We start from the raw sequence: 15,192 nt of genomic DNA, 5'->3' as shown, positions 1-15,192 counted from the left end.
CCGACGCCGACAGCCGGGACGTGGGCCGACGTGCCCGTGGACGGGCGTCAGCCGGCGGCCGGCAGCTGCTCGCGCAGCGCCGCGAAGACCTCGTGGAACTCGGGGAACGTCTTGCGGACGCACGCCGGGTCGTCGAGCGTCAGGCCGGGCGTCCGCAGGCCGGTCACCGAGAAGCTCATCGCGATCCGGTGGTCCGCGAAGCACGCGATCTCCGCTCCGCGCGGCGTCCCGGGGTGGATCTCGATCCAGTCCGGACCGGTCGCGACGTCGATCGCGAGCCGTCGCAGGTTGACCGCGCACGCCTCGAGCCGGTCGCTCTCCTTGACCCGCGTGTTCGCGACGTCCTCGATGCGCACGGGGCCGTCCGCGAACGGCGCGATCGCCGCGAGGGTCGGCATCGTGTCGCTGATGTCGCGCATGTTCACCGTGAGCCCGCGCAGCCGCCCGGTGCCGGTGACGGTCGTCCGGTCGGCCTCGACGACGACGTCCGCACCCATCCGCGCGAGCACGTCGACGAAGGCGAGGTCCCCCTGGAGCGCACCCCGACCGAGACCCGGGACCGTCACGGTCCCGCCCGTGAGGGCCGCGGCCGCGAAGACGTAGCTCGCGGTCGACGCGTCGGGCTCGACCGGGTACCGGCGCCCCGCGTAGTCCTGGTTGGCGACCGTGAACGTGTCGCCCTCGCGCCCGACGACGACGCCGAACGCCTCCATCATCGCGACGGTCATGTCCACGTACGGCCGCGACACCATGTCGGTCACCTCGACGCGCAGCCCGCGCGGCATGCGCGGCGCCGCGAGCAGGAGCGCCGTGAGGAACTGCGACGACACCGACGCGTCGATCGCGAGCCCGCCGCCCGTGCCGCCCTCCGCGTCGGTCGTGACGACCGTGATCGGCAGGTGCCCCTCGGCGCCGTCGTGCGTGACCTGTGCCCCGATCGCGCGGAGCGCCGCGACGAGCGGGCCGACCGGACGCCGCCGCATCTGCTCCGACCCGTCGAACCGGTACGTGCCGCGCCCGACGGCGGCCAGCGCGGGCAGGAAGCGCGCGGCGGTGCCCGCGTCGCGGCTGAACACCGACGCCTCGGCGGCGGGCGGCCCGTCGGGGCTGCCGACCACCGTCCACGCGCCCGGCGCGAGCCGGACCTCGTAGCCGAGCGAGCGGAGCCCCTCCGCGAACGCCTCGGTGTCGTCCGAGTGCAGCGGCCGCTCGAGGACGGTCTCGCCGCGTCCGCCCGCCGCGAGGGCGAGGGCGCGCGCGGTCACGGACTTCGATCCGGGGATCTCGACGACGGCCATCGGGCTGCTCCTCCCGCCCCCCGTCGGCCGAGGAGCACGGCGAGGTTACCCACGCACGCCGCGCGACGACGTCGTCGTCCGCCTCCCGGGGCGACGGACCCCACCGGGCGGGCGGGCACCCTGGGAGGGCGCTCGCCACGGCCGGTCGGGCGCCGCGCCTACCCGATGAGGAAGAAGACCACCGCGATCGCGAAGCCCATGAGGCCGATGAGGGTCTCCAGCACGGTCCACGTCTTGAGCGTCGTGCGGACGTCCATGCCGAAGAACCGGCCGACGAGCCAGAACCCCGAGTCGTTGACGTGCGAGATCATGACCGACCCGGCGGCGACGGCGAGGACGATCGCGGCGGACTGGATCGCGCTGAAGTCCCCGGCCGCGACCGCGGGCTGGATGAGGCCTGCGGTCGTGATGAGCGCGACGGTCGCCGAGCCCTGCGCGACGCGCAGGATCGTCGAGATGATGAAGCCGGCCGCGATGATCGGCAGCCCGACGTCCCCGAGCACGTCGGCGAGCGCGTCGCCGATGCCTGAGGCGCGCAGCACGCCGCCGAACATGCCGCCCGCCCCGGTGATGAGGATGACCGACGCGACGGGGCCGAGCGCCGAGTCGAGCAGCTTCTCGATCACGGTCTTCTCGCGTCCGCGGCGCCGTCCGAGCACCCAGGCGGCGACGAGGACGGCGATGAGCAGCGCGACAGGCGTGGAGCCGAGCGTCCGCAGGACGGCGACCCACGTCGCGTCGCCGTCGACGACGCCCGCGGCGCGCAGCGTGTCGAGGCCCGTGTTGAGGAAGATGAGGACGAGCGGCAGCAGCAGGAGGCCGACGACGGTGCCGAGCGACGGCGGGTTGTCGGGGTGGTCCTCGTCGGCGCGGCCGAGGATCTCCGGGACGGGCAGGACCCACCGCTTCCCCGCCCAGACGCCGAACAGGTACGACGTGACGTACCAGGTCGGGATCGCGAGGACGAGGCCGAGCAGGATGACGAGGCCCGGGTCCGCGCCCAGCAGCTCCGACGCCGCGACGGGGCCCGGGTGCGGTGGGACGAACACGTGCATGACCGAGAACGCACCCGCGACCGGGAGGCCGTAGAGGAGCATCGAGCCGCCCACGCGCCGCGCGACGGCGAAGACGATGGGCAGCATCACGACCAGGCCGGCGTCGAAGAAGATCGGGAAGCCGAAGAGCAGAGACGCGACGCCCAGCGCGAGCGGAGCCCGGTCCTCGCCGAACCGGCGGACCATCGAGTCCGCCATGACCTTCGCGCCGCCGGACGTCTCGACCATCCGGCCGAGCATCGCGCCGAGCCCCACGAGCAGTGCGACGGAGCCGAGCGTCGTGCCGAACCCGCCGGTCAGCACGTTGACGACCTGGTTCGCGGGGATGCCCGCCGCGACGGCCGTCAGCAGGCTGACGACGATCAGGGCGAGGAAGGCGTGCACCCTCAGCCAGATGATCAGGACGAGCAGGACGGCGATCGCCGCCGCCGCGATGGCGAGCAGCGGACCCGCGGTCAGCGTCTGCTCCCAGCCCTCTGGTGCCACGATCTCCCCCTTGCCGCGCCGGTGGCGCTGGTCGTGAATGTCGTCGGGTCGTCAGTCCTTGATCTCGTCGTCGGCGCGCGACTGCGCGTCGAGGCCGAGGCCCGCGAGCGCACGGTCCGCGACCTCCTCGGGCGGCACGTCGACGAGGACGACGACGCCGTCCTCGTCGGGCTCGAGCGGCTCGAGCGAGCCGAGCTGCGACGGCAGCAAGGAGGCCGGCATGAAGTGCCCGGTCCGGCCGCTGATGCGCCGCTCGATGAGGGCAGGGTCCGCCGTGAGGTGCACGAACCGCACACGTCCCTGCGCCTCGCGCAGCACGTCGCGGTAGGAGCGCTTGAGCGCGCTGCAGGTGACGATGGCCGAGCGCCCCTCGCGCGCGTGCTCGGTCAGCGCGTCGCGCATCTTCTGCAGCCAGGGCAGGCGGTCCTCGTCGGTGAGGGGCGTGCCCGCCTCCATCTTCGCGATGTTCTTCGGCGGGTGGAACTCGTCCGCCTCCGCGTACGGCCAGTCGAGCCGCCGTTCGAGGATCAGCGCGAGCGTCGTCTTGCCCGAGCCGGACACCCCCATGACGACGAGGTGCTGCACCTCGGCGTCGTCGCCGTCGTCGCTCATGGGGACCACCATGGTCGGTCCGGCCGCCGCGCGCGACCTCTCGCGCCCGCCCGGGCGGAGGCGCCGTCGGCCGCGGGACGGACGCGCGGGCTCGTCCCCGGGACGGATCCGGCCGCGCGCGGCGCCGTCCTAGCGTGACGCCATGCTGATCGCCGAGGACCTGCTGCTCCTGCTCATCGACGACGCGACCGGCAAGGCCGTCGTCGACGGCCAGCGCCTCGACCTGGCGCTCGCCGGGTCGGTGCTCGTCGAGCTCGTCATCGCGCGCCGGGCCGAGGTGCGGACGGTGCAGGGTCGGTTCACGAGCCGCGCGGTGGTCGTGCCCGTGACCGGTGCGCCCACGGGCGACCCGGTCCTCGACGAGGCGCTGCGACGGCTCGCCGCGGGCGCACCCCGGACGCCGCAGAACGCGCTCGGCCCGATCGGCAAGGGGCTCAAGGACGCCCTGCGCGACCGGCTCGTCGCGCGCGGCATCCTGCGCGCCGAGCACGGGACGGTCCTGGGGATCTTCCCGACGCGGGCGTGGCCCGCCGTCGACTCCTCGCACGAGGCGGCGGTCCGTGCCGGGCTCCGTGACGTCCTGCTCACCGGCCGCCCGCCGAGCGACCGCGAGGCGTCGCTCGTCGCGGTCCTGCACGCGCTCGACGTCGTGCCGAAGCAGTTCGGCGACCTCGGCCTCGACCGGCGGACCCTCAAGGCCCGGGCCGGCGCGATCGCACGCCACCACGTCGCGGGCGACGCGGTCCGCAAGGCGATCGAGGCGGTCAACGCCGCGACGATGGCGGCCGTGACGGCGGCGGGCGCGGCGGAGGCAGCGAGCAGCTGAGGCGGGCCGGGCCGCCCGGGCGGACCTCCGGGGCGGACCTCCCGACCGCGGACGACGCCGCTGCTCCATCCGGGCGAATCCGGCGTTTCGGGCTCAAGGCGTCTCCAGGATCCGTCGATGCGCCGATGGACGGTGACGTCCAGGAGCGATGGGTCGTGGTGCAGGTGCGGGCAAGGGTGCGCGGGGTTCAGGTCCGGACGAGGGCGGGGCGCGGGGCGGGACTGGCCGCCGCGGCGGTGCTGGGGCTCGCGGCGTCGCTCGTCGCCCCACCGGCGGCGGCAGCCCCGCCGACCGCGACGACCGGGACTGCGACGACCGCACCGACGGAGACCACGGACACCGCCACCGCAGGCGCCCTCGCCGGCACCAGCGCCTACGTGCCGGTCGCTCCGGCGCGCGTCCTCGACACACGCTCCGGCCTCGGCGCCCCGCAGGGTGCGCCTCGTCCGGGCGCGCAGCTCCACCTGCAGGTCACCGGGCGGGGCGGCGTCCCGTCGAGCGGCGTGACCGCCGTGACCCTCAACCTCACGCTCGTCGGCTCCAGGCAGCCGGGCTACGTGCAGGCGCTGCCGACGGGCTCGGGGACGCTCGGTGCGTCGTCGAACCTCAACGCGATCCGCGGCGGCCAGACCGTCGCCAACCTCGTCACCGTCCCGGTGGGCGACGGCGGTCGGGTCACGCTGTACGACGTCGCGGGCGGCCACCTCGTCGCGGACGTCATGGGCTACTACACGTCGACCGACGCGAGCGCCGCCGGCCGCTTCCACGGCGTCACGCCGACCCGCGTGCTCGACTCGCGCGACCGGACGGGCATGCCGGCTCTCCTGGTCACGGCGGCCCTGCCGAACCCGGGCAACACCAAGAACTGCGGCGACTTCTCGCGGTGGTCCGACGCGAACGACTGGTTCTGGCGCTACTACCCCGAGTACGGGGACGTCGCGCAGCTCGACGCCGACGGCGACCTCATCCCGTGCGAGTCGCTGCCGGGCGCACCGTCGAGCCCCGTCCCGCCGCCCACCACCCCGCCTCCGCCGACGACGCCGCCTCCTCCCCCGCCGCCCGCGCCGGACCCCACGCCCGCGCTGCGTCCGGGCGAGAGCGTGACGGTGGCCCTCGCCGGGGCCGCCGGGGTGCCCTGGAACGCCTCGGCCGTCGCCCTCTCGGTCACGGCGACCGAGAGCCTCGCGCCCGGCTTCGTCCAGGTGGTGCCCGACGGCGGCCCCACCGCGCTCGGCACCACGTCGAACGTCAACCTCACGGGCGCCGGGCAGACCGTCGCGAACCTCGTCGTCGTGCCGCTCGGGGCGGACGGGTCGGTCCGCCTCTACACCGCGAACGGCACGCACGTGATCGTCGACGTGCTCGGCTGGTACACGGACGAGACCGCAGCGGTGTCGACCGAGGGACTCTTCGTGCCCGTGACACCCGCACGGCTCACGGACACGCGACCGGGGTCGCCGCTCGCGTCGGGCGGTCAGCTCGAGGTCGCACCCGCAGGGAGGCAGGGGCTGCCGTCGGAGGGCCTCGCCGGCCTGGTCACCAACGTCACCGCGACCGAGACCGCCGGCACCGGCTACCTCCAGGTGTTCCCGACGGGCCAGGGCTCGCCCGGCGCCTCGTCGAACGTCAACTACGTCGGCAGGGGCCAGACGGTCGCGACGGCGGTCATCGCGGCGCTCGGTGACGGCGGGCGCTTCACCGTCTACACGCCCACGCGCACCGACGTGATCGTCGACGTCTTCGGCTACCTCACCGGGCCGCCCAGCGGGCCGGCGCCCGGGTCCGACCTGCTCGACGCGCTCGTCGTGGCGCCCGCCTCGTCGCCGGTCCCCTACGACCGGGACGAGTGGAGGCACTGGGTCGACGCCGACGGCGACTGCCAGGACACGCGTGACGAGGTGCTCATCGAGGAGTCGCTCGTCCCCGTGACGCTCGACGCCGCGGGCTGCAACGTGGTCGCCGGCGCCTGGTACGACCCGTGGGGCGGCACGTCCTGGACGCTGCCCGCGGACGTCGACATCGACCACACGGTCGCGCTGCACAACGCCCACGTGTCGGGCGGCTGGGCGTGGGACGCCGCGACCAAGCAGGCGTTCGCCAACGACCTCGTCCACGACGGGCACCTCAACGCCATGGAGGACGGGCTCAACCAGGCGAAGAGCGCCCACGGGCCGGAGGTCTGGCGCCCGCCCGCCGTCGGGTCGTGGTGCGCGTACGCGACCGACTGGGCGACGATCAAGGTCACGTGGTCGCTGACGGTGACGTCGGCCGAGCGCGCGGCCCTGGCGGAGATGCTCGCGACCTGCTGACGGGGCGGCTCGGGCGCGGTGCGTGGCACCGGGGGCGCGGTGCGGGGCACCGGGGGCCCGGTGCGGGGCACCTGGGGCGCGGTGCGTGCCACCTGGGGCGCGGCGTCGTCGTCGTGCACCGAACCGCACCGCACGCGCCCGGGCATGCAAGGACCCCCCGCACACCCGCCAGAGCTCACCTGCCCTTGCTGCCTTCCGGCCCTGGGGGAGTTCAGCGAGATGACGCCGCACGAGGGGTCTGGGACAAGCCTAGCCCAGCTCCACGGGTGCCCCGACGCACGCATCCCGGTGCCCGGGCCGGCAGCCGGGTGGATCCGACCGCGTCGGGCGCGGGTCGATCCACCCGCTCGACAGGGGCACCTCGACCGCGCCGGGGCGTGGGTGGATCCGCCCGCGCGGGGTGCGGGCCGGTCCACCCGACGAGGCGCCGCGCCGTTGACATGCAAGTGGCTGCTTGCCTATGGTCGACGCATGGGCGACGTCTACCGAGCGATCGCCGACCCGACCCGGCGCGCGATCCTCGACGAGCTCGTCGAGCGTGACGGGCAGACCCTGTTCGAGCTCTGCACGCGCCTGGTCACCAAGCACGACGTCGCGTCGTCGCGCCAGGCGGTGTCGCAGCACCTCGACGTCCTCGTCGACGCCGGCCTCGTGTCGCGCCGCCGCGAGGGCCGCTACACGTTCCACCACGTCCACACCGCACCCCTGGGCGAGATCCCCGCCCGGTGGCCCACGACCGGAGGGTGACCATGCCGCGCATCACCATGACCAGCGTGTTCGTCGACGACCAGGAGAAGGCGCACCGGTTCTACACCGACGTCCTCGGCTTCGTGACCAAGGACGACATCCCCATGGGCGAGCACCGCTGGCTCACCGTCGTCTCCCCCGACGACCCCGACGGCGTGCAGCTCGTCCTGGAGCCCGACGAGCACCCTGCCGCCAAGCCCTTCAAGGCAGGCATCAGCGCCGACGGCATCCCGTTCACGGTCTTCGGCGTGGAGGACGTCGCCGCCGAGTTCGAGCGGCTGCGGGCCCTCGGTGTCACGTTCACGCAGGAGCCCGCGCCGATGGGCCCGTTCGTCACCGCCGTCCTCGACGACACCTGCGGGAACCTCATCCAGATCGCCTCCCCCGCGCAGCCCTGACCTCTACGGTCCGACCATGAGCGACGGCGCCCCGCCCTGGAACCACGTCGTCGGACGGATGGCCGCCGTCGGCTGCCGCACGGCGCGCGGCGAGCTGCGGTACCGCGAGCCCGGCGGCGGCCCCGACGACGACGCCACCGAGGGCACGACGCGGTTCTGGCACGCGGCGCCGCACCTCTGGCGCATCGAGGACGACGACGGCGTGCGCTACGTGCGCGGACCCGACGGCACGTTCGTGCGGTCCGGTGGCCGTGCGATGCAGCGCCTGAGCCCGAACGCCATCGTGCACCTCGGCGGGCCGGGCGACCCGACACTCCTGCTCACGGGCACGGTCGAGCGGTTCACGGACCGCGACGACTTCTCGGTCCCGCTCGGCCTCGGGGCGGAGGTCCGGGTGGCCGGCCGGCGCGCGTGGGAGTACGTGCTCGCGCCCCCGCCGCACAAGCCGCACCCGCTCCGCGTCGCCGTCGACGACGAGACCGGGACCGTGCTGCGCCTGGCCGTGCCCGAGGCGGGGGTGCTCGTCGAGATGACGGCGTTCGAGCCCGACGTCGAGGTCCCGGACGGGACGTTCGGCTGGGACGGGCTGGTCCGGACGGACCTCGCGGCCGAGATCGCGGCCGACGACGAGCGCCGACGGGCACTGTCGGAGATGCACGTCCCCGTGCCGAGGTGGTGGCCCGACGGCGTCGCGCGGCAGGTGCTGGACGGCGACCCCGCGACCGGCGCCTTCAGCGCGACGCTCGAGGTGCGCGGCTGGGCGGAGATCGCGCGCTGGCCCACCGACGGCACCCCGCCGCCCCACTGGCTCGACCGCTGGCCCGACCCGGACGGCCGTGGGCACGTGCACCGGTGGGACGCCGACGGCTGGCACTGGGAGCTGGCCGTGCCGGGCCCCCTGCCGGACGAGGTCCTCGCGCGGGTCGTCGCGTCGATCGGCGACTGAGGGGCGGGCGTCGTCGGCGGCCGTGGACACCCCGTTCCCGCGGCGGGTGACGCGGGTTACAGTCGCGCCATGCCTCTGCTCCTGGTCGCCCGGGTCCACGTGGACCTGCGCCGTACGGCCAGCTGCCTGTGTCCGGGTCACGCGCACCTCCGCTGACCCCGACCGCACGCACCAGAAGGCCCCGATCACCCATGAGCACCTCCATGCCCGCACCCCTGCCTGCCTCCATGCCGGCCCCCACGTTCGCTCCCACGCCTGCCGCCCACGCCGACGCCGACGCGACCACCGGACCGCGCCCGGCGGCCCTGCCCGTCCTCGACCTGTCGCTCGCGGACGACCCGGCCACCGCCGAGCAGTTCCGCACCGACCTGCGCGAGGCGACCCACAGCTACGGCTTCTTCTACCTCGTCGGCCACGGCATCGACACCGACCTGCCCGGCCGCCTCGTCTCGACCGCACGCGAGTTCTTCGCGCTCCCCGAGGCGGACAAGCTCGCGATCGAGAACACCCACAGCCCGCACTTCCGCGGCTACACGCGCGTCGGCGGCGAGCTGACGCAGGGCAAGGTCGACTGGCGCGAGCAGATCGACGTCGGCCCCGAGCGGCCCGTGCTGCCCACGGGCGACGGCCACCCCGACTACAACGTCCTCCAGGGCCCGAACCTGTGGCCCGCGCAGCTGCCCGCGCTGCGCGAGGTCGTCACGGAGTGGAACGCCGCGATGGAGTCGGTCGCGGACCGCCTCCTGCGCGCGTGGGCCGAGTCGCTCGGCCAGCGCCCCGACGTGTTCGACGACGCATTCGGCGACCTGCCCGCCTCGCTCACGAAGGTCGTCCGCTACCCCGGACGCGTCGAGGGCGGCACCGACCAGGGCGTCGGCTGGCACAACGACTTCGGCGTCCTCACGCTCCTGCTCGTCGAGCCGGGCAAGGCCGGGCTCCAGGTCGAGTACCAGGGTGAGGCGATCGACGCCCTGCCGATCGAGGGCGCGCTCATCGTCAACATCGGCGAGATGCTCGAGTGGGCCACCGACGGCTTCCTCCGCGCGACCCGCCACCGCGTGCTCGCCCCGCCGCCCGGCACCGACCGCGTGTCCGTCCCGTACTTCCACAACCCGCGGCTCGACGCGCGGTTCCCGCGGCTCGAGCTCCCGGCCGAGCTGGCCGTGCGGGCCCGCGGTGTGGCGCGGGACGCCGACGACGACGAGATCCGCGACGAGTACGGGTACAACGCGCTCAAGAGCCGCGTGCGCGCCCACCCGAACGTCGTCGAGGCGCACCACCAGCACCTGCTCGTCCGCTGAGGAGCGCCGGTCACCCGTAGCGGGCGCCGGGCCCCGGCCGTGCACGACCACGGTCGGGGTCCGGTACCCTCTACGGGCCGGGAGGATTCGCCTAGTGGCCTATGGCGCACGCTTGGAAAGCGTGTTGGGGTAACACCCTCGGGGGTTCGAATCCCCCATCCTCCGCCGGAAGAAGGGCCCGTGACCTGCGTCAACGCAGGGAGCGGGCCCTTCGTCGTCAGCGGGCGCGGGCCGTCTGGAGGCCGCCTCCGTCACCGCGCCAGGTCGCGCCGTCGGAAGCCCGCGAAGCCGACGGCGACCAGACCCGCGGTCACCAGGGAGACCCACCCGAGCCCCGACCAGTCCGGGCCGACGGCGGTGACGGCGGGCACGTGCCAGAAAGGGCTGATGCCGAGGACCCAGTCGTCGAGCCCGAACGTCGGGCCGAGGAGCGTCAGGCCGAAGGAGAGCAGCACCCCGACCCACGCGACGAGGCTCGCAGCCGGACGGGCGCCCACCACCGCGACCGACACCGCGACGACGGTCCAGACGGCGGGCGCGATGGCGACCGCCTGGAGAAGGACGTCCGCGAAGGTGACCCCGACGTCGGCCCTCGACGCCAGGAGCGCGACGAGCGTGCCCGCGAGCAGCACGTAGACGGTCGACCCGGCCACGGCGAGCAGCACGTTGCTGGCGTAGTAGCGCTCCCTGCGGACGGCGCCGGCCATGACCGGCTCGACCCGGTCCGCCAGCTCCTCGGCCCGGACCTTGAGGAGCACCTGCACCCCCGGCACCGCCGCGATGATGCCGACGAGGCTGAGGATCGTGCGGACGAACGCCGCCGTGAGCTCGTCCGGCGTCGTCGCGCCCGACGCGAGGATCTGCTGGACCCCGGCCTCGCCGCTGAACAGGTCGTCGACCGAGGCGACGAAGTACCCGAACACCACCCCGAGCATCGCGAAGGCCACGGTCCAGGTGATCGCCTGCGGGGCGTTGAGGCGGAGGGCCAGCCGCCACGTGCTGCGGGCGGCACCCCGCGCAGGACCGGGGCGCTGCGCGATGGAGCCCTGCCCGAAGTCCCGCCGACCCTGCAGCACGAACGCCACCACGACGAGCGCGACGGTGAACGCGAGGGCCAGCAGCAGCGGGCTCCAGCGGTCACCGCTCGCGGGCCGCGTCTCGAGCGTCCAGCCCAGCGGGTTGGCCCAGACCGTCCAGGACGGCAGCTCGAGCGAGGTGCAGAACCCGCGCAGCACGTAGAGCGCCCCGAGGGTCCCGACCGCGAGCGAGCTGGCCGTGCGCGCGTCGCCGCCGAGCTGCGCCGTCACCGCCGCGACGGACGCGAACATCCAGCCGGTCGCCGTGAAGGTCGCGCCCAGCAGCAGCGAGGTCTCCCAGCCCCCGCCGCACAGCACCGTGACGACGCCCGCGACGACGCCGGCGGCCACCGACCCGAGGAGCGCGATGCCGATGCCGCTCATGAGCCGGCTGGACCGACCCATGACGCCGGATGCGAGGAGCTCGGCCTGACCCGAGTCCTCCTGCGCCCGCGTCGCGCGGACCACCGCGAAGATGGCACCCAGGCCGACGAGGAACCCACCCAGCGCGAGGCTGCGCCAGGCGTTGAAGCCGTCGACGGTGCTGAGGTCGCGCGCCGGACCGAAGATCAGGCCGAGCGCGGGGTTGGTGCCGATCGCTGCGGAGAGCGCCAGCCGGTCCGACTGGTCCGGGAAGACGAACGGGTAGATCAGCACGGACGACGCCGAGAGGACGGTCACGGCTGCGACCCACGGCGCGAAGAGGCGCCCGTCGTGGCGCAGCGAGGCGTGCAGCAGCTGCCTGGTCCCCGTGAGCGGGACGGCGACCGCGCTCATCGTGCGGCCTCGACCGTCTCTCCGGCGTAGAGCCGCAGGAAGAGGCTCTCGAGCGACGGCGGCGTGACCGTCAGCGACGTGAGGCCCGCAGGGGTCAGCACGGCCATGACCTCACCGATGCGCTTCGACTCGACGGTCCCCCACAGAGCGCTCCCGTCCGTGTGCACGTCGTCGAACGCGGCCAGGGCGGTGCCGTCGGGGACCCGCTCGAGGGTCGCGCGGATGGTCGTGCGCGTCCTGCCACGCAGCTCGGCGAGGGTGCCCCGCTGCACGATGCGGCCGTCGCGGATGATGCTCAGCCGGTCCGCCAGCGTCTCGACCTCGGCGAGGATGTGGCTCGACAGCAGCACCGTCGTCCCGCGTGCCTGCGCCTCGGCGATGACCTCCTGGAACACGTTCTCCATGAGCGGGTCGAGGCCCGAGGTCGGCTCGTCGAGCACCAGCAGCTCCGCGTCGGACGCGAGGGCGGCCACGATCGCGACCTTCTGGCGGTTGCCCTTCGAGTACTGCCTCCCGCGCTTGGTCGGGTCCAGCTCGAACCGCTCGACGAGCTCGGAGCGCCGCCTCTCGTCCAGGCCGCCGCGCAGGGAGCCGAGGAGGTCGATGGCCTCGCCGCCGGTCATGCCCGGCCACAGCGACACGTCACCCGGAACGTACGCGAGCCGCCGGTGCAGCTCGACGACGTCCGTCCACGGGTCCCCCCCGAGCAGTCGGACGTGCCCGCCGTCGGCCTTGAGCAGACCGAGGAGGACCCTGATCGTCGTCGACTTGCCCGCCCCGTTCGGGCCGAGGAACCCGTGCACCTCGCCGCGGTGCACCTCGAGGTCGAGGCCGTCCAGGGCCCGGAACCTCCCGAAGGCCTTCGTCAGCCCCTGGACGTCGACCACCGCACGTGACTCGCTCATCGGTCTTCTCCTCGTCGCGGCCGCGCGGCGCGCTGCCGACCTCCGCCCAGTTAACTCCGCAGGTGGGGAATTCCACAAGTGTGGAGTTAGAGTGGCCCCATGGCGGGCGAGACGACGGCGCGGCGGCGCCCGACGGGCCGGAGGGCGGGCGACAGCGGGACCCGGGACGCGATCCTCGACGCCGCCCTGGCGCTCTTCGCCGAGCACGGCTACGACGGCGCGTCCCTCCGGGCGATCGCCGGAGCAGCCGGCGTCGACCCGGCCCTCGTGCGGCACTTCTTCGGCGACAAGGAGACCCTCTTCGCCACCGCGGTGGCGGACCGCACGACCATCCCGCTCCAGGTGCTCTCCCAGCTGGGCGGGGACCCGTCGTCGGCGGGGCGGGCACTGACCACCGCGTACCTGCGGGTGTGGGAGGACCCGGGCACACGACCCGTCGTGCTCGCCCTGGTGCGGTCGGCGACCGCGTCGCCGCGGGCGGCCGAGATGCTCCGCGACACCCTCATGTCCCGGGCCGCGGACCAGCCGGGGATGACGCCCGAGCGCCTGCGTCACATCGCGCTGGCCGCGGCCCACCTCTTCGGCGTCGCGGTGGCGCGTCACGTGCTCAAGGCGCGGCCCATCGCGGACCTGACCGTCGAGGAGCTGGTCGACGAGGTCGCCCCGACGATCCAGCGGTACCTGACCGGCACCCACCGAGGCCCGGACCTCTAGCCGGCCCGGAGCACCCGCCGAACGGAACGGGGCCTCCCCACCTCACCCGAGGTGGACGCACCGCGCGGCGACCGACAGGGTGACGTCGTCGGAGGTCGCGGTCGGGACGAGGGGGCAGTCATGACACCGGACGAGGGACGCACGGATCAGGGCACGGGGCGTCGGCCCGCCGGACGGTCCGACGACGAGCTGTGGGCCTTCGTCCGCGCCGAGCGGGCCGCCCTCGCCGAGGACCTGGCGGGCCTCACCGCCGAGCAGTGGCGGCACGGCACCCTGTGCGGCGAGTGGGACGTCGAGGACGTCGTCGCGCACCTCGTCGCCGCGGCGAGCACGACCCGGTGGGCGTGGCTGCGCAGCATGGTCGGGGCGCGCTTCCGTCCCGACGTCCACAACCGGCGGCGCATCGACGAGCACCGTGGGGGCACGCCCGCAGCGACGCTCGACCGCTTCCGCGCCGTCGTCGGGAGCACCACGGCACCGTCGCGCGACACGGCCGCCTACCTCGGCGAGGTCGTCGTCCACGCGCAGGACGTCCGCCGGCCGCTCGGGCTGACGCGCGTGCCGGGCGTCGCGGCGCTCACCGCCGTCGCCGACTTCTTCGCGCGGCGCGACTTCGCCGTCGCGAGCCGGACACATGCGGCGGGTCTCACCCTGGAGGCCGACGACGGCCCGTTCCGCGCGGGCGAGGGACCGCGCGTGACCGGCTCGACGCTCGCCCTGGTGATGGCCATGGCCGGTCGGCCCGCCTACCTGGAGGAGCTCGACGGCCCCGGCGTCCCCCTGCTGCGGGGACGGCTCAGCGCGGCGTAGGGCGCCCCTCGAGCGCACCCCGGAGCGCCTCGCGCTCACCGTCCCCCAGCCGCCCGACGAGCTCCTGGAGCGCGGCCGCCCGGTCCTCCGCGCCGCGGAGCGTCTGGACCATGCAGCCCGCGACGTACTCGCTGCGGCTCATGGTCGGCCGGTACGCCCACGACCGCAGCGTGCTCATCCGCTCGAGCATGCCCTTGCGCGTGAGGTTCGTGAGCACGGTCGCGACGGTCGTGTAGGCGAGCGACGTCGTCGCGAGCCGTTCGAGCACACGGCGGGCGCACAGCTCGTCGGGACAGTCCCACAGGACGTCCATCACCTGGTGCTCGAGCGTCCCGAGCCGGGGGTACTCCTCAGCCACGCGGCACCGCCGGCACCGCCGGCACCGGGCACGCGACCTGGCCGCGCAGCCGGACGACGAGCGCCCCCGCCGTGAGCAGGAGCGCGACGCCCGCGAGGTACGGCTGCACGGGCGCGAACCACGTCAGCGCACCGGAGTAGCCGAGCGCGAGGAGGGCGACCTTGTTGCACACGGGGCAACCGACGGCGAACCACGTGAGCACGCCGCCGACCATACCTAGGCGGCTCGGGCGGTCGACCTCGTCCGGGGCGTCGCCCGCGAGCGCGCCGCCGTCGACGGCGCCGGGCGCGCCGGCGAGCCGGCGGGGCCGGACGTACGTGGCCGCGAGCATGCCGGCGAGGACCGAGGTCGCGATCCACGCCGGGTAGTTCCACGCGACGACCGGGATCTCGCGGCCGAACACCGGGTTCGGGATGAGGACGGTCGGGATGCCGATGAGCAGGGCGAACGCCACGGTGAAGAGCCCCGCCGCGACCCACTGCCGCGGTGTCCACGACCGCAGGGCGACACCGACGGTCTCCACCGGCCCAGGAGCGGCGGGCTGAGTGGCGACGTTCATGGGGACTCTCCGTTG

At 74.5% G+C, this 15,192-nt stretch carries 16 protein-coding genes, 1 tRNA gene and 1 other RNA gene; 10 read left to right on the top strand and 8 right to left on the bottom strand.

Annotated features, from left to right (window positions below):
* Positions 1–47 precede the first annotated feature (47 nt).
* The 3 genes from aroA to IEV86_RS10890 all read right to left on the bottom strand — a co-directional run bounded on the left by aroA (position 48) and on the right by IEV86_RS10890 (position 3,451).
* A complete protein-coding gene (gene aroA / locus IEV86_RS10900; protein WP_043603254.1) occupies positions 48–1,298 on the bottom strand; it encodes a 3-phosphoshikimate 1-carboxyvinyltransferase in 1,251 nt (416 codons plus the stop codon).
* 158 nt (positions 1,299–1,456) lie between these two features.
* Positions 1,457–2,839 (bottom strand): GntP family permease, encoded by a 1,383-nt coding sequence (locus IEV86_RS10895; RefSeq protein WP_043603252.1) that lies wholly within the window; start codon positions 2,837–2,839, stop codon positions 1,457–1,459.
* 51 nt (positions 2,840–2,890) lie between these two features.
* On the bottom strand, positions 2,891–3,451 hold the full coding sequence (locus tag IEV86_RS10890; protein WP_052425904.1) for a gluconokinase: 561 nt from the start codon (positions 3,449–3,451) through the stop codon (positions 2,891–2,893).
* Between the two features lie 142 nt (positions 3,452–3,593).
* Between IEV86_RS10890 and IEV86_RS10885 the strand changes: the two genes are divergently transcribed.
* Complete coding sequence (locus IEV86_RS10885) at positions 3,594–4,277, top strand: GOLPH3/VPS74 family protein (RefSeq protein ID WP_043603250.1); 684 nt, start codon at positions 3,594–3,596, stop codon at positions 4,275–4,277.
* A gap of 125 nt (positions 4,278–4,402) precedes the next feature.
* The gene (locus tag IEV86_RS10880) at positions 4,403–6,586 is read left to right on the top strand and encodes an HNH endonuclease family protein (RefSeq protein WP_161784015.1); all 2,184 of its coding nucleotides are present in this window, start codon (positions 4,403–4,405) and stop codon (positions 6,584–6,586) included.
* A gap of 145 nt (positions 6,587–6,731) precedes the next feature.
* Here IEV86_RS10880 and ffs read toward each other — a convergent pair.
* An RNA gene (gene ffs, locus IEV86_RS10875) (signal recognition particle sRNA small type) lies at positions 6,732–6,828 on the bottom strand.
* 229 nt (positions 6,829–7,057) lie between these two features.
* Here ffs and IEV86_RS10870 point away from each other — a divergent pair.
* From IEV86_RS10870 to IEV86_RS10850, 6 genes are all read left to right on the top strand, one after another.
* Positions 7,058–7,333 (top strand): ArsR/SmtB family transcription factor, encoded by a 276-nt coding sequence (locus IEV86_RS10870; RefSeq protein ID WP_043603248.1) that lies wholly within the window; start codon positions 7,058–7,060, stop codon positions 7,331–7,333.
* Between the two features lie 2 nt (positions 7,334–7,335).
* Entirely contained in the window at positions 7,336–7,731 is a 396-nt protein-coding gene (locus IEV86_RS10865) for a VOC family protein (protein ID WP_043603347.1), read from the top strand.
* Positions 7,732–7,747: 16 nt separating this feature from the next.
* Positions 7,748–8,677, top strand: a complete 930-nt coding sequence (locus IEV86_RS10860) for a hypothetical protein (protein WP_043603246.1) — start codon at positions 7,748–7,750, stop codon at positions 8,675–8,677.
* Positions 8,678–8,746: 69 nt separating this feature from the next.
* Positions 8,747–8,833, top strand: a complete 87-nt coding sequence (locus IEV86_RS18230) for a putative leader peptide (protein ID WP_368731351.1) — start codon at positions 8,747–8,749, stop codon at positions 8,831–8,833.
* 35 nt (positions 8,834–8,868) lie between these two features.
* Complete coding sequence (locus IEV86_RS10855) at positions 8,869–9,978, top strand: isopenicillin N synthase family dioxygenase (RefSeq protein WP_229734613.1); 1,110 nt, start codon at positions 8,869–8,871, stop codon at positions 9,976–9,978.
* 80 nt (positions 9,979–10,058) lie between these two features.
* Positions 10,059–10,143 (top strand) — tRNA-Ser (locus IEV86_RS10850).
* A gap of 86 nt (positions 10,144–10,229) precedes the next feature.
* Here IEV86_RS10850 and IEV86_RS10845 read toward each other — a convergent pair.
* Both IEV86_RS10845 and IEV86_RS10840 read right to left on the bottom strand, forming a co-directional pair.
* Positions 10,230–11,831 (bottom strand): ABC transporter permease, encoded by a 1,602-nt coding sequence (locus tag IEV86_RS10845; protein WP_043603243.1) that lies wholly within the window; start codon positions 11,829–11,831, stop codon positions 10,230–10,232.
* Positions 11,828–12,736 carry an ABC transporter ATP-binding protein gene (locus IEV86_RS10840; protein ID WP_043603241.1) on the bottom strand — a complete coding sequence of 303 codons (909 nt, stop codon included), beginning with the start codon at positions 12,734–12,736 and terminating at the stop codon, positions 11,828–11,830. The genes IEV86_RS10845 and IEV86_RS10840 overlap by 4 nt, the downstream gene beginning before the upstream one ends.
* 99 nt (positions 12,737–12,835) lie before the next feature.
* Between IEV86_RS10840 and IEV86_RS10835 the strand changes: the two genes are divergently transcribed.
* On the top strand, positions 12,836–13,450 hold the full coding sequence (locus IEV86_RS10835; RefSeq protein WP_043603240.1) for a TetR/AcrR family transcriptional regulator: 615 nt from the start codon (positions 12,836–12,838) through the stop codon (positions 13,448–13,450).
* A gap of 120 nt (positions 13,451–13,570) precedes the next feature.
* Positions 13,571–14,260 (top strand): maleylpyruvate isomerase family mycothiol-dependent enzyme, encoded by a 690-nt coding sequence (locus IEV86_RS10830; RefSeq protein WP_081978503.1) that lies wholly within the window; start codon positions 13,571–13,573, stop codon positions 14,258–14,260.
* Here the strand turns inward: IEV86_RS10830 and IEV86_RS10825 are convergent.
* Positions 14,247–14,618: a BlaI/MecI/CopY family transcriptional regulator gene (locus IEV86_RS10825; protein ID WP_043603238.1), complete on the bottom strand. Its 372-nt coding sequence runs from the start codon at positions 14,616–14,618 to the stop codon at positions 14,247–14,249. The two genes, IEV86_RS10830 and IEV86_RS10825, sit on opposite strands and share 14 nt — an antisense overlap.
* Positions 14,611–15,177, bottom strand: coding sequence for a hypothetical protein (locus tag IEV86_RS10820; RefSeq protein WP_043603236.1), 567 nt, complete (start codon positions 15,175–15,177; stop codon positions 14,611–14,613). The genes IEV86_RS10825 and IEV86_RS10820 overlap by 8 nt, the downstream gene beginning before the upstream one ends.
* Positions 15,178–15,192: the final 15 nt, after the last annotated feature.

This window comes from Cellulomonas carbonis, assembly GCF_014636275.1.
Taxonomy (GTDB): Bacteria; Actinomycetota; Actinomycetes; order Actinomycetales; family Cellulomonadaceae; genus Actinotalea; species Actinotalea carbonis.
The sequence above is the reverse complement of the archived record's forward strand: the minus strand, read 5'-3'. Positions and strand labels throughout refer to the sequence as shown.